Below are 13,896 nucleotides of genomic sequence, written 5' to 3'. Positions count from 1 at the left end.
CGGTCGGCGCCCATGGGCGCTTAATGGCGGGCATAACAACAAGGATCGAGAACCGGAGGCCTTATGCTCGCCGCGAACTCCAGAGAACACGTCGACTGTGTCAGTCGCGTGGTCCGCAATGCCGATCGACTGCCCCAGGCGCCGGTGCCGTCGCTGATTTTCGATTCATGGCGCCGTTCCATGGAGCAATACCACCTCGACCCCGGCTCGCTGCAGGGGCCGCGCATTCTCACCGAACCCTTGCTCAAGGAATGTCGCGAACGCGCTGAGCTGTTCATGCGCATCGCCGGCGAAGAAGTCGGGCAACTGCACCACCGTGTGCGCCACGCCGACTACTGCGTGATGCTCACCGACGCCCAGGGCCAGACCCTTGACCACCGCGTGGACACCGCCATTCGCAGCGACTGTCGCAAAGCCGGCCTGTATCTCGGCACCTGTTGGTCCGAAGCCGAGGAAGGCACCTGCGGCGTGGCCACGGTGCTGACCAGCAAAGCCGCCGTGACCGTGCACAAGCGCGATCATTTCCGTGCCGCCTTTATTGGCCTGACCTGCTCCGCCGCCCCGATCTTCGACCCCCAGGGCAACCTGCTGGGGGTAATGGATGCCTCGGCGCTCAAATCCCCGGATGACCGGCGCAGCCAGCACCTGGTGCGGCAGATGGTGGCGCAGAGTGCGCAAGCCATCGAAAACGCCTTCTTCATGCACAGCGCCCGCGAGCATTGGGTGCTCCAGGCCCACAGCACACCGGGCTATGTGGACAGCCAGCCGGACCTGCTGCTGGCATGGGATCAGGACGGCCGGCTACAGGCCCTGAACAGCAAGGCGCGCCAGGCATTGCGCCGGCGCTTCGGCCAGGTGCCCGACTACATCGGTGAAGTGTTCGACCTGAATGCGTTGCGCTCGGTGACGGACCAATCGACCCAACACCTGCCATGGCTGGGCGAGCCTGGCGTATTGCACGTGCGGGTCAATACCCCGCGACGCAAACCGCCGCGAGCCGTTGCGCACGCTCAGGTCGACCCGCGGGTGGAAGAACACCTGCGCCTGGCCGTGCGCGTCAAGGACCGCAACCTGCCGGTACTGGTGCAGGGGGAAACCGGCGCCGGCAAGGAAGTTTTCGCTCGCCAACTGCACGAACGCAGCGCCCGGCGTACGGGGCCCTTTGTCGCGGTCAACTGCGCAGCGATCCCCGAGAACCTGATTGAAAGCGAGCTGTTCGGCTACGTGGCAGGGGCTTTTACCGGTGCATCCAGCAAAGGCATGCAGGGGCTGTTGGTACAGGCCGATGGCGGTACGTTGTTCCTCGATGAAATCGGCGATATGCCGCTGGCGTTGCAGACGCGCCTGCTGCGGGTGATGGCCGAAGGTGAAGTCGCGCCCCTGGGCGGGGCCAAGAGCCGCACGGTGGACATCCAAGTGATCTGCGCCAGCCACCGTGACCTGGCCGCGCTGGTCAGCGACGGGCGCTTTCGCGAAGACCTGTACTTCCGCCTCGGCTGCGCGCGCTTTTGCCTGCCGCCGCTGCGCGAGCGCAGTGACAAGCTGGCACTGATCAACCGGTTGCTGGAGCAGCAAGCACGCGGCGGCGTCTCGGTGGGCATCGGCCAGGCGGCACTGGAACGGCTGCTGGGCTATGCCTGGCCGGGCAATGTGCGCCAGTTGCACCACGTACTGGCGTATGCCTGTGCCGTGTGTGAGAGCGGGACCATCCAGTTGGCGGATCTACCGGTGCAGGTGCGCGGCGAACAGGTTTCGCTGGCTGCAGAACCTCGCGTGAGCCCCGAACGTCAGGTGGTGCTGGACGCGTTGGTCCGGCACCGCTGGAAGCCGTTGCCGACGGCGCAGGCGCTGGGTATTTCCCGGGCAACCCTGTACCGCCGGGTCAACCAACTGGGCATCGACATGCCCCGCAAGCACTGACACAACGGAATTAAACATGTGGGAGGGGGCTTGCTCCCGATGGCGGTGGGTCAGCCAACATCTATGTTTGCTGGGCTGACGCCATCGGGGGCGAGCCACCTCCCACATTCGGCCGAGCAGGTCTTGAGAGGTCAGCGGTAGACCAAGCCACCGTCGATCAACGGCGCTTGCCCAGTCATGTAATCCGCATCCGGCCCGGCCAGGTAGGCCACTAACCCGGCTACATCCTCGGGCGTTTGTGCACGGCCCAGGGCAATTCCGTCCACGTACTTCTTGTAGGTCGCCCCCACTTCAGCCCCGGTAATCTCGGCCATGCGCTTGTCGATCTCCACCCACATATCGGTACCCACCACGCCTGGGCAGTAGGCATTGACCGTGATCCCGGCGCTTGCCAGTTCCTTGGCCGCCGCCTGGGTCAGGGCACGCACGGCGAACTTGGTGGCCGAGTACACGCCCAGCAGCGCAAAGCCTTCATGGCCGGCGATAGAGCAGGCATTGATGATCTTGCCCTTTTGCTTGAGCGCCTTGAATTTCTTGGCGGCGGCCTGGATACCCCACAGCACGCCCTGCACGTTGATACCGAGGGTGCGCTCAACCTGTTCAGGGCTGACGTCCAGCAATGAGTCGATCTGCGCGATACCGGCGTTATTGACGATGATGTCGAAGCCGCCAAGGGTCTGGTGCGCATGCTCAACTGCCGCCACCACCTGATCGCGCTTGGACACGTCGGTGATAAACACCGAGGCCTTGCGCCCCAAGGCCACTACTTCTGCTGCCACGGCTTCAAGCTTGGCGCCATTGATGTCGACCAGGGCGATGTCGGCACCGTCCTGTGCCAGGCGCAGGGCGATGGCCCGGCCAATGCCCTGCCCGGCGCCGGTCACCAGCGCAACTTTTCCAGCAATACTCATGACGATCTCCTGCAACGGTGAAAGAGCCTTGTCTATCGCAGATGCCTGCCGGCGCTGTCGAGGCGCAAGGGGTTTGGCGTAGAGGTTGAGACGCTGTGTCTCAGCACGCGCGCGCGTACCGAACGCTTGTAAAACCTGGCCGTTATGCCTAGCTTATGCGCCCCCGCCCTGCGCTATAAGGCCCTGCCCCATGGTTTTGCGTTTTCGTCCCGTCGTCAGTACACGTTTGGCTCTCGGCCTGCTGCTCAGCGGCGGCATCGGCAGCAGCCTGGCCGCGGAGATTGAACTGCCGGCGGTCAAGGTCCAGGGGCAGGATGAGTCCGGCTACCGTAACGAAACTGCCTCGGTGGGCGGTTTCGATGAAGCACCGTTGCTGGACACGCCGGCCTCGATTACGGTGATCAACGCCGCCCTGATCAAGGACCAGCAAGCGCGCCTGCTCAGTGAAGTGCTGCGCAACGATGCGTCGGTGGGTGACAGCTATGCGCCGATTGGCTATTACGAAAATTTCGTGGTGCGTGGCTTCTCGCTGAACGCGGCCAGCAGCTACAAGATCAACGGGCGCACCATCACCGGCGAGCAGAACGTCGCCCTGGAAAACAAGCAGCAGGTGGAAGTGCTCAAGGGCCTGGCCGGGTTGCAGAGCGGCATTTCCGAGCCCAGCGGCGTGATCAACTACGTGACCAAGCGCCCCGAGGATGTACGCTCGGTAACCGTCTCTACCGATGATCGCGGCAGCGGCTATATCGCCACGGACGTCGGTGGCTGGTTTGGCAGCGAGCAGCAATTGGGCCTGCGCGCCAATGTCGCCCATGAAGACCTCAATTCCTATGTGGAACACGCCAATGGCCAGCGCGATTTTGTGTCCCTGGCCTTGGACTGGAACATCAGCCCCGACGCCCTGCTGCAACTGGATGCCGAATACCAGAACAAGCAACAGCGCTCGGTGCCGGGTTACCAACTGTTGGGTGGCACCGAAGTGCCCCACGACGCCTCGCCGAAGAAGCTGCTGGGGCATCAGAGCGGCGGCAAGCAAGTGGGGATCGACTCGCTGAACCTCAACGGCAAGTTCGAGTACCGTTTCAGCGACCAGTGGAAAGGCACTGTCAGCGCGGCGCGTAGCAAGGTGGTGATTGATGACTACAGTTCGTTTGCGTGGGGCTGCTATTACGTCAGCAACTGCAATGCCAACACCTTCAGCCCCGGAGGTGACTACGACATCTACGACTATCGCAGCCCCGACGACACCCGCCGCGATGATGAAATCCAGGCAGCCATGACCGGGCTATTCGACACCGCGGGCCTGGGTCATGAGTTGACCTTCGGCACCAGCGCATTTCGCCGGGTGGTCGACAAGCGCGACTCGGTCAATGAATACATCGGCAGCGGCAATATCCATCAGGATGCGCCGAGCTTCCCTCCCACCGACAAGCCGCTCAATGATAGCCATCGCAACCTCGACAGCCGCCAGTACGGGTTGTTCGTCACCGACCGAATTCGCTTCAATGAGCAATGGCAAACCATTCTGGGTGGGCGTGAAGTGCGCCTGGACGAAAAGGCTTTCGACAAGAACGGCACTGAGTCACGGCATACTCAGCAGTATGTATTCCTGCCCCAGGCCTCGCTGATCTATAAACCGATTGAGAACATCTCGCTCTACACCAGCTACAGCAAGGGCCTGTCTCTGGGCGGCACCGCGCCGTGGTTTGCCACCAACAGCAGCGAAACCCTGGCGCCCACCACTTCACGGCAGATCGAAGCCGGGGTGAAGTACGATTGGCGCCGCATCAGTTTCGCCGCTGCCGTATTCCAGACACGCCAGGCCTACCAATATTCGAAGCCGGATGGCGCGGGCAACTTTACCTATGTGCAACAGGGCGAGCAGAAAAACACCGGCCTGGAACTGTCCGCCAACGGCTGGGCCACCGAGCGCCTGCAAATAGCAACCAGCGTGGCCGCCATCCGCGCACGGGTGAGCGGCAGCGGCACCCCGGACTATGAAGGCCACCAGGCGATCAACGTACCCAAGCTGCGCGCCAGCCTGTACGCCGACTATGCGTTGCCGTGGGTCAATGGCCTGGCGGTGCTGGGCGGTGTGCAATACAGCGCCAGGAAGTCGGCCAACCGCAACGGCACTGTGGAGGTGGGCGACTATGCAGTGGTCAATCTCGGCAGCCGCTACACCACCAAGGTCGAAGGGTATGAAACGGTGTTTCGCCTGAGCGTCGACAACCTGTTCGACAAGCGCTACTGGCGCGATGCGGGCGAGTACATGGGCGATGACTACCTGTTCCAGGGCGCGCCGTTGACGGCGCGCTTGAGTGCATCGGTGAATTTCTGATTCACCCGCCCTACCGGGGTTATTTGGGCATCTTGCGAAAGCCCACCGCCAGGCGGTTCCAGCTGTTGATGGTGGCGATGGCCACGCTCAGGTCGACTTGTTCCTGTGGGCTGAACTCGGCGGCCAGGGCATTGAAGTCTTCATCCGGGGCGTGGGTCTGGCTCAGCAGGGTCAGGCTTTCAGCCCAGCCCAGCGCAGCGCGTTCACGCGGGGTAAAGAATGGGGTCTCGCGCCAGGCCGACACGGTGTACAAACGCCGCTCGGTTTCGCCACCCTTGCGGGCGTCGGCGGTGTGCATGTCCAGGCAGAACGCGCAGCCGTTGATCTGCGAGACGCGCAGGCGCACCAATTCGAGCAGCGGCAATTCGATGGAGAGTTTGCCGACCGCTGCTTCCAGCGCCAGCATGGCTTTCATGGCGTCTGGGGAAGCGGTGTAGAAATCGGTACGGGTTTGCATGGTGTTGCTCCAGAACGGTGGGATTGGTGAGCAGGTTAGTCACCAAGGCGTCCTGGAGGAATAGCCAATCCGGGCGAAGAACAGGTGACCAATCTACAGGCCACGCTTGCGCAGCCATTGCAGGAAACCCTTCTTCACCGGCACCACCGGCGCGTCTTCGGTCAGGGCCTGGGCGGCATGCCGACGGAAGTCCAGCAGCGCCTTCATGGCTTCGCCGATATCATGCCGTGCGTCCAGGCAGGGCTTGAGGTATTCATTTTCGATGCGATAAAGCGTGCAGTAGGTCTTGGCCGAAAAATCTGCCAGCGCCGCCTGTTCCGAAAGGATGCCGGATTCGCCGATCACCTCCCCGGGGCCCATGCGCCCAGCCTCGAACTTGTGCCCGTCCTTGACCAACAGCACCGAGACCACGCCGGATTCGATGATGAACAAGTGATCGCTGACCTCCCCCGCCGCCAGGATCATCTCGCCGGCGCGGTAGGTATGCAGGGTCATGTTCTGGCTGAAGGTGTCTTTTTCTTCCTGGCGCAAGGTGGAGAAAATCGACGAGCGTTCCAGCAACGCCCGGGCGCCGGACACGGTTGGCGGCGTGCTGCCCTCGGTGGCGGACAGCAGCCCCACGCCCGCCGCCTGCAAGTGCCGGTAGGCCAAATCGTAAAGCAGGTTGCGCGTTTCGCGCTTGAGGCCCATGGCCGGTACGAACCCGCTGATTTCATATTCGACGCCGCCACTGGTCGAGGCTTTGAACGCCACGCTCGGGGCGGGCTGGGCCAGTAATGGCCGGCAGCCCTGCATTGCCCGTTCCAGGGCCTCGATCACGGTTTGCGGACGTGCGTGGGGGCTGACTTGCAGGCTCACTGCCAGGCCGAACATGTCCGCCGGGCGCGAGAAGTTGATGATCTTGGCCTTGGCCGCCAGGGAGTTGGGGATCACCGCCAGGCTGCCCTGGGAGGTTTGCAAACGCGTGGCGCGCCAGTCGATATCGGTGACACGGCCTTCGGTGCCGTCGATGGAGATCCAGTCATCGATCTGGTAAGGCTTGGTGGTATTGAGGACGATCCCGGAAAACACGTCGCTCAAGGTACTTTGCAACGCCAGGCCGACGATGATCGCCACCGCACCGGAGGTGGCCAGCACGCCCTTGACCGGCAGGTCGAGCACATAGGCCATGGCGGCGATGATCGCGATCAGGAAGATCACCGCGCCCATCAGGTCTTGCAACAAGCGCCCGGTATGCCCGACCCGCTGCATCATCACCGCGCCGAGCAACACCGTCAGGGTGCGCGCAGCGAACAACCACCAGCCGATCTGCAACGCCGTGGCGGCCAGGTGCAAGGTGGTGTCGTCAGCATAGGGCGCCCCTTGCATGGGGTTCATGCCGTCGTTGAACAACACGACGCTGAATACCGCGAAGATCACCAACCGCGCGGCGAGTTTCCAGTTGGCCAGGTCGGCGGAGATAAGACGCCACACGGCGATGTCGATAAAGATCAACGCCACGGCGCACAGCATCGGGTGATCAGCGATAAATGAGGGCATCCAGGCGACTCCAGGGCGAATGCCGAGAAGATCGCATGAAATCGATAAGACGGGTATAGCGCAGGAAAAAATGTGGGAGGAGGCAAGCCCCCTCCCACAAGGGTTATTTAAACCAACCCGGCATTCAGGCGTGCATCTGCCCGAACTTGCCCGACTGGAAGTCGGCGAACGCCTGATGGATCTCCTGCTCGGTGTTCATCACGAACGGACCGTGGCCGACGATGGGCTCGTCGATGGGTTCGCCGCTGAGCAGCAACACCTTGGCGTCGTCATTCGACTCCAGCGTGACCTGGTCACCGTCACGCTCGAACAGCGCCAGCTGACCTTGGCGCGCAACTTCATCGCCATTGACCAGCACAGTGCCGCTGAGGATCACCAGCGCCGTATTACGCCCGGCGTGCAGGTCCAGCGTGACCGCCTTATTGGCATTGAGGCGCAAGTCCCACACGTCAATCGGCGTAAAGGTACGGGCCGGGCCATGAGCACCGGCGAATTCACCGGCGATCAGGCGCAGGTTGCCAGCGTCGTTCGCCAGTGGCAGCACCGGAATATCGCCATCGATGATGGTCTGGTAGCCGGCATCGGCCATTTTGTCCTTGGCCGGCAGGTTGACCCACAGTTGCACCATTTCCAGCGCCCCGCCGCGACGGGCGAAATCCTGGGAGTGGAACTCCTCGTGGAGAATGCCCTTGGCCGCGGTCATCCATTGCACATCGCCGGGGCCGATCTTGCCGCCGGCACCGGTGGAATCGCGGTGCTCGACTTCGCCGTCATAGACGATAGTCACGGTTTCAAAGCCGCGATGCGGGTGCTGACCGACGCCACGGCGCTGTTCGGTGGGCGTGAATTCGGCCGGCCCGGCGTGGTCCAGCAACAGGAATGGGCTGATGTGCTTGCCCATGGTGTCGTAGGAAAACAAAGTGCGTACCGGGAAGCCATCGCCGACCCAGTGGGCGCGAGGGCTGGTGTAGATACCAATCAGCTTTTTCATGTGTACCTCCAAAGTGGGTACACAATAAATCGCCTCACTCCTAAGCACTAGACGGCAAAACCGGCCCTGATCGTTCTATGTATAGGACAATATTTTAACCTGGCGCTGGCGCAACAGGTGAAATGCAACAAAGGCCGACAGCGCAAAACCGGCTTGAATAATCACCATCGGCGCGGCACTGCCATCGCGCAGCTGGCTCAATAGCAAACCGCTGCAGGTGGCACCGAACATCTGCGCAAAGCCCATCAGCCCTGCCGCCAAACCCGCACGGTGCGCATTGGGCATCACCGCGCCGGTCACCGCACCGGGCAACACCAGCCCACCGCCGAGAGTAGCGACGGCAATGGGCACATCCAGCCCTACTACCGACAGCCCGAACAGCGCGTAGATCACCAGCGCCGCCACCCCGCCGACCGCGACCATTGTCACGCCCATCGCCACAATCCGCTGCGGCCCCAGGCGCTGGATATTACGCCGGGTATAGGTGGAGCCCACGATCAGCATCGACACGATCAATCCGAAGTTGAGGCCGTACTCCAGGCTGCTGAACCCCAGCAGGTTGATGAACACCGCCGAGGAGCCGGCGATCACCGCAAACATCGCACCGTAGGTGCAGGCCAGGGCCACGGCATAGGCCCGGTACTGGCGGCCCTTGAGCAGGTCCAGGTATTGCCCGCCCAGGGTACGCCAGTGAGCGGCTTTGGGATCGAGGTGGTGGTTGCTCTCACGGAAGAACAGCAGCGCCAGCACCAGCACCAGGCTGCCGATCACCAACGCCAGGCTGATCGGTGCTCGCCAACCCAGTAGCTTGATCAACAAGCCGCCAAGCATCGGCGCGACGACGATGGCATACAGCATGCCGATCATGGTCAGCGCCAGGGCCGGCCCCGCCTCGGCTTTCCACACATCCCGCACCACCGTGCGGGCCAATACCAACGCGGTGCACGCACCCAGGCCCTGGAACACGCGGGCGAGGATAAATTGCTGGATATCGCTGACCAGCAGCATCGATAACGTGGCCAGCACATACAACGCCAGGCCGGCGATCAATACCGGGCGTCGGCCAATACGGTCCGACAGCGGCCCGAACAGCAACTGCCCCAGGCCAAAGGCACCGACAAACGCTGACAGCGCCAGCAGTGCCGAGCCCACCGGCGCCGCCAGCGCCTGCTCGATGGCGCCCAGGCCCGGAATGATCAACTGGGTCGAGACTTCACCCAAGGCCGTTAAGGCAACCAGTAATAACAACAAGCTGCGTGAAGGTGCCGGGGCGATTGCCATGGGGATTATCCGGGGGCTGGATTAATTTATATTTCGACCATAATATGAGTAAAAAATTATGTCCATAATTTTTTGCCCAATGGTTACCCCTGGAGCCCGCCATGCCCCCTCTCCCCCTGCGTCTTCTCACGCCCCTGGCCCTGTTGATGGTGCTCGGTGGCTGCCACAGCCAAGCTGACAACGCCGCTCAAGCGCCGCAGCCACGTCCCGTATTGGCGGCCACCGTCGAAGCCGCTGGCACCCAGCAAAGCGCGTATACCGGTGTGGTCGCTGCCCGCACCGAAAGCGACCTGGGCTTCCGGGTCAGCGGCAAGGTGATCGAGCGCAAGGTCGACCCCGGCCAGCGCGTTGCCCGTGGCGATACCCTGCTGGTGCTGGACATCGGCGACTTCGAACTGGCGCTGCGCTCGGCCAAGAATCGCGTCAACGCCGCCCAGGCCCAGCTGCGCCAACGCCGCGACGATGAAAACCGCTACCAGCGCCTGGCCAGTACCGGCGCAGTGTCACGGCAGATCTTCGACCAGTCGGCCACCAACCTGCGTGTTGCCGAGGCGGAACTGGCCGCGGCGCAGTCCGATGCCAGCCAGATCGAAAACCGCCGCACCTACTCGGTGCTCAAGGCCGATGGCGACGGCATCATCACCGACGTGCGAGCAGACCGCGGCCAAGTGGTGGCCGAAGGGCAAATCGTCGCGCGCCTGGCCCACGACGGCGCCCGTGAAGCCATCGTCAACCTGCCGGAAAACCAGCGCGACCTGGCCGCGCAAAAAGCCCTGGCCTTCCCCTTCGGCGCCCCCGATCAGGCCGTGGCCGCAAGCCTGCGCGAGCTGTCCGCCAGCGCCGACCCCATCACGCGCACCTACCGCGCCCGCTATGTGTTGCACGGTGCCGTCGAGCGTTTCGCCCTCGGTTCCACCATCACCGTACGCCTGCAAGGCAACGGCCAGGCCGCGCAAACCCGCGTGCCGATTGGCGCGTTGCAGGACGCAGGCCAGGGCCCCGGCGTGTGGCTGATCGGCGATGACAACACGCTGACCTTCGCGCCGGTGAAAGTCGCCCGCCTCGGCCAGGAAGACGCCCTGCTCGACAGCGGCGTCCTGCCTGGGCAAACCATCGTCGCCCTGGGGGCGCACCTGCTGCACGGCGACGACAAGGTGCGCTTGCTACCCGCCCAGGCGCTGGCCCTCAACCGCAAGCAGGACCAATGACCATGCGCGGGCTCAACCTCTCCGAACTGGCAGTCAAACACCGCGCAGTGACGCTGTTCCTGCTCATTGCAATCCTGGTCGCCGGAATGTTCGCGTTCGGCAAACTGGGGCGCGCCGAAGACCCCTCGTTTACCGTCAAGGTCATGACCATCACCGCCGCCTGGCCGGGCGCCACCGCCCAGGAGATGCAGGAACAGGTGGCCGACCGCCTGGAAAAGCGCCTGCAGGAGCTGGACTACTACGACCGCGTCGAGACCATCGCCCAGCCAGGCTTTGTGTCGATGCGCATGACCTTTCTCGAATCCACGCGCCCGAGCGAAATCCAGGCACTGTTCTACCAGACCCGCAAGAAGCTCAGTGACGAAGCCGCGCAATTGCCCAAAGGCGTGATCGGCCCGTTTTTCAACGATGAATACTCTGATGTGTATTTCGCGCTGTACGCCCTGGAAGCCGAACACCTGCCCCATCGTCAGCAAGTGCAAATGGCCGAGACCCTGCGCCAGGGTTTGCTCAACCTGCCGGGGGTGAAGAAGGTCAATATTCTTGGCGAGCAGGCCCAGCGGGTGTTTGTCGAGTTTTCCTATGAGCGCCTGGCGACCCTGGGCATCAAGCCCGAGCAGATTTTCGCCGCCCTCGCCGCACAAAACGCGGTGGCGCCCTCAGGCTTTGTCGAGACCGCTGGTGCCCGTGCGTATATCCGTATCGACGGAGCCTTCGACAGCCTGGCGCTGATTGAAAACGTGCCCCTGCAAGTCAATGGCCGCGTGCTGCGCATTGCCGATGTCGCCAGCGTCAGCCGCGGTTATGAGGACCCGCCCAGCTACCGCATCCGCCACCAGGGCGACCCGGCGCTGATGCTCGGGGTGATCATGGAGAAACACTGGAACGGCCTGGAACTGGACCAGAGCCTGCAGGCCCAGGAAGCCAAAATCCGCGCCGACCTGCCCCTGGGCGTGAACTTCGTCAAGGTCTCCGACCAGGCGAAAAACATCAGCCTGGCGGTGAATGAGTTCATGCTCAAGTTCTTCGTCGCCCTGGCCGTGGTGATGCTGATCAGCCTGCTGGCCCTGGGCTTTCGCGTGGGCCTGGTGGTGGCGGCAGCCGTGCCGCTGACGCTGTCGATCGTGTTCGTGATCATGCTGGTCACCGGGCGCGAATTCGACCGCGTGACCCTGGGCGCGCTGATCATTTCCCTGGGCCTGCTGGTGGATGACGCGATCATTGCCATCGAGATGATGGTGGTGAAACTCGAAGAAGGTTTTGATCGTATCCATGCGGCGACCTACGCCTGGAGCTCCACAGCTGCGCCCATGCTGACCGGTACGCTGGTGACGATCATCGGCTTTTTACCCGTGGGGTTTGCGCGCTCCGGTGCAGGCGAGTACGCCGGGAATATCTTCTGGATCGTCGGCTTTGCCTTGATTTCATCGTGGTTGGTGGCGGTGGTGTTCACGCCCTATCTGGGCGTGAAGCTGTTGCCGCAGATCAAGCCTGTGCCCGGTGGGCACGATGCGATTTATGCCGGGCGTTATTATCAGAAACTCCGTCGCTTGGTGGAGGCCTGCGTGCGCGGGCGCTGGCTGGTGACCGGGCTGGTGGTGGCCGCGTTTGTGCTGTGCGGCCTGGGTATGGCGGTGGTGAAGAAACAGTTCTTCCCCGACTCCGACCGTTCGGAGCTGATCCTGGAAGTGTATATGCCGCCCGGCAGCGCATTCAAAAGCACTGAAGCGGTGGCGGCGCAGGTGGAGAAAGCCCTGTTGCAGGAGCCGCAGACCAGCATGGTCGACACCTACGTAGGCGGCGGTGCACCGCGGTTCTTTCTGTCGCTGAACCCGGAAATGCCCGACCCGGCATTCGCCAAGTTAATCGTGCAAACCCCGGACTCCCACGCCCGTGACGCGTTGAAAGTGCGCATGCGCGAGCGCATCGCGGCTGGTGAGTTTCCAGCGGCGCGGGTGCGTGTCACGCAATTGGTGTTCGGCCCGCCGGTGCCGTTCCCCGTGGTGTTCCGTGTATCCGGGCCCAACCTGGACGAGCTGCGCGGGCTGTCCGAGCAAGTGCGCCAAGTGGTGGCCGCCAATCGGCTGACCCGCGACACCTTCCTCGAATGGGGCGAGCGCGCCAGCGGTTATCGCCTGGTGCTGGACCAGGATCGCCTGCGCTTACTCGGCTTCACCCCCGACGAGGTCAAGTCCCAGCTCAACGCCCTGCTCAGCGGCAACCCGATCACCGAAGTGCGCGAGGGCAACCGCACCGTGTCGGTGGTGGCCCGCGCCCAAGGCAGCCAGCGCGAGGACCTCGCCAACCTGAACAACATGACCCTGACCAACAGCGCCGGTACGTCGGTGCCGCTGGCTCAGGTCGGGCATTTCCAGGCAGTGATGGAAGAGCCGATCCTCAAGCGCCGCAACCGCGCAACCACCGTGGAAGTGCGCGCCGACATCATCGACGGGGTACAACCGCCCGATGTGGAAATGGCCGTATACAAAGACCTGCAACCGCTGATCGCCAAGCTGCCGACCGGTTACCACATCGACATCGGCGGCCCGGTGGAAGAAAGCGCCAAGGCCAACGTGGCGCTGGCGGCATTGTTCCCGATCATGATCTTGCTGACCCTCACGGTGATCATGTTCCAGGTGCGCTCATTCGGCGTGATGTTCATGGTCTTCGCCACCGCGCCCTTGGGCCTGATTGGCGCAGTGCCGACCTTGCTGCTGTTCAATCAACCGTTTGGGTTTAACGCGATCCTGGGCCTGATCGGCATTGGCGGCATCCTGATGCGTAACACGCTGATCTTCACCGACCAGATTCGCCAGAACCAGGACCACGGCATGGCGATTCGCGAGGCAATCATCGAAGCCACGGTGCGTCGAGCGCGTCCGGTGATCCTCACCGCACTGGCGGCGGCGCTGGCGTTTATTCCGTTGACGCTGTCGGTGTTCTGGTCGTCCCTGGCCTATGTACTCATCGGCGGAGTGTTGGTGGGCACGGTGTTGACGCTGTTGTTCCTGCCGGCGCTGTGCAGCCTGGTGCTACGCGACGAGGTTGCTGAAACGTCCCACGTAAACGCCGGATAAGCTCTACTCCCCCTCCCTGCAAACCTCTGCAAAGTCCCTCGCCTGACTGAACAGTGCGAGGGATTGCAGATGGTTTTTCTTGTTAGTGCGCTGGTTGCGTGGCCGTCTCCCGTGGGGAGTGGTCGCGGATGACCCACGCCACCCACATCGCCGCTATCGAACACGAGCTGG

The 13,896-nt window shown here is 63.0% G+C and carries 9 protein-coding genes; 4 read left to right on the top strand and 5 right to left on the bottom strand.

The annotated features are described in order from the left end of the window. The first annotated feature begins 63 nt into the window (after positions 1–63). On the top strand, positions 64–1,920 hold the full coding sequence (locus tag QZR30_RS25080) for a sigma-54-dependent Fis family transcriptional regulator (protein WP_274354865.1): 1,857 nt from the start codon (positions 64–66) through the stop codon (positions 1,918–1,920). Positions 1,921–2,051: 131 nt separating this feature from the next. On the opposite strand, the gene QZR30_RS25075 is transcribed toward QZR30_RS25080, so the two are convergent. After that, positions 2,052–2,831, bottom strand: coding sequence for an acetoin reductase (locus QZR30_RS25075; protein ID WP_274354866.1), 780 nt, complete (start codon positions 2,829–2,831; stop codon positions 2,052–2,054). Positions 2,832–3,021: 190 nt separating this feature from the next. On the opposite strand from QZR30_RS25075, the gene QZR30_RS25070 reads away from it, so the two are divergent. Then, complete coding sequence (locus tag QZR30_RS25070; RefSeq protein WP_274354867.1) at positions 3,022–5,172, top strand: TonB-dependent siderophore receptor; 2,151 nt, start codon at positions 3,022–3,024, stop codon at positions 5,170–5,172. A gap of 19 nt (positions 5,173–5,191) precedes the next feature. Here QZR30_RS25070 and QZR30_RS25065 read toward each other — a convergent pair whose 3' ends face one another. The 4 genes from QZR30_RS25065 to QZR30_RS25050 form a co-directional block, all read right to left on the bottom strand. Continuing rightward, positions 5,192–5,629, bottom strand: coding sequence for a carboxymuconolactone decarboxylase family protein (locus tag QZR30_RS25065; protein ID WP_043051565.1), 438 nt, complete (start codon positions 5,627–5,629; stop codon positions 5,192–5,194). A gap of 93 nt (positions 5,630–5,722) precedes the next feature. Next, positions 5,723–7,168: a mechanosensitive ion channel family protein gene (locus QZR30_RS25060; protein ID WP_056846261.1), complete on the bottom strand. Its 1,446-nt coding sequence runs from the start codon at positions 7,166–7,168 to the stop codon at positions 5,723–5,725. Between the two features lie 124 nt (positions 7,169–7,292). Further along, positions 7,293–8,159, bottom strand: coding sequence for a pirin family protein (locus QZR30_RS25055; protein ID WP_059396923.1), 867 nt, complete (start codon positions 8,157–8,159; stop codon positions 7,293–7,295). Positions 8,160–8,234: 75 nt separating this feature from the next. Continuing rightward, positions 8,235–9,440 carry a Bcr/CflA family efflux MFS transporter gene (locus QZR30_RS25050; protein WP_274354868.1) on the bottom strand — a complete coding sequence of 402 codons (1,206 nt, stop codon included), beginning with the start codon at positions 9,438–9,440 and terminating at the stop codon, positions 8,235–8,237. A gap of 101 nt (positions 9,441–9,541) precedes the next feature. On the opposite strand from QZR30_RS25050, the gene QZR30_RS25045 reads away from it, so the two are divergent. Together QZR30_RS25045 and QZR30_RS25040 are read left to right on the top strand one after the other, a co-directional pair. After that, positions 9,542–10,648 (top strand): efflux RND transporter periplasmic adaptor subunit, encoded by a 1,107-nt coding sequence (locus QZR30_RS25045; RefSeq protein ID WP_046068565.1) that lies wholly within the window; start codon positions 9,542–9,544, stop codon positions 10,646–10,648. Positions 10,649–10,650: 2 nt separating this feature from the next. Further along, positions 10,651–13,725: an efflux RND transporter permease subunit gene (locus QZR30_RS25040; protein WP_059396921.1), complete on the top strand. Its 3,075-nt coding sequence runs from the start codon at positions 10,651–10,653 to the stop codon at positions 13,723–13,725. Positions 13,726–13,896 lie beyond the last annotated feature (171 nt).

The organism is Pseudomonas sp. rhizo25 (assembly GCF_031931935.1).
Classification (GTDB): Bacteria; Pseudomonadota; Gammaproteobacteria; order Pseudomonadales; family Pseudomonadaceae; genus Aquipseudomonas; species Aquipseudomonas synxantha.
The sequence above is the reverse complement of the archived record's forward strand: the minus strand, read 5'-3'. Positions and strand labels throughout refer to the sequence as shown.

Coding starts and splice junctions, on each gene's coding strand:
- QZR30_RS25040 (WP_059396921.1), top strand. CDS start 10,651: ATGCGCGGGCTCAACCTCTCCGAACTGGCAGTCAAACACCGCGCAGTG.
- QZR30_RS25070 (WP_274354867.1), top strand. CDS start 3,022: ATGGTTTTGCGTTTTCGTCCCGTCGTCAGTACACGTTTGGCTCTCGGC.
- QZR30_RS25065 (WP_043051565.1), bottom strand. CDS start 5,629: ATGCAAACCCGTACCGATTTCTACACCGCTTCCCCAGACGCCATGAAA.
- QZR30_RS25075 (WP_274354866.1), bottom strand. CDS start 2,831: ATGAGTATTGCTGGAAAAGTTGCGCTGGTGACCGGCGCCGGGCAGGGC.
- QZR30_RS25080 (WP_274354865.1), top strand. CDS start 64: ATGCTCGCCGCGAACTCCAGAGAACACGTCGACTGTGTCAGTCGCGTG.
- QZR30_RS25060 (WP_056846261.1), bottom strand. CDS start 7,168: ATGCCCTCATTTATCGCTGATCACCCGATGCTGTGCGCCGTGGCGTTG.
- QZR30_RS25050 (WP_274354868.1), bottom strand. CDS start 9,440: ATGGCAATCGCCCCGGCACCTTCACGCAGCTTGTTGTTATTACTGGTT.
- QZR30_RS25055 (WP_059396923.1), bottom strand. CDS start 8,159: ATGAAAAAGCTGATTGGTATCTACACCAGCCCTCGCGCCCACTGGGTC.
- QZR30_RS25045 (WP_046068565.1), top strand. CDS start 9,542: ATGCCCCCTCTCCCCCTGCGTCTTCTCACGCCCCTGGCCCTGTTGATG.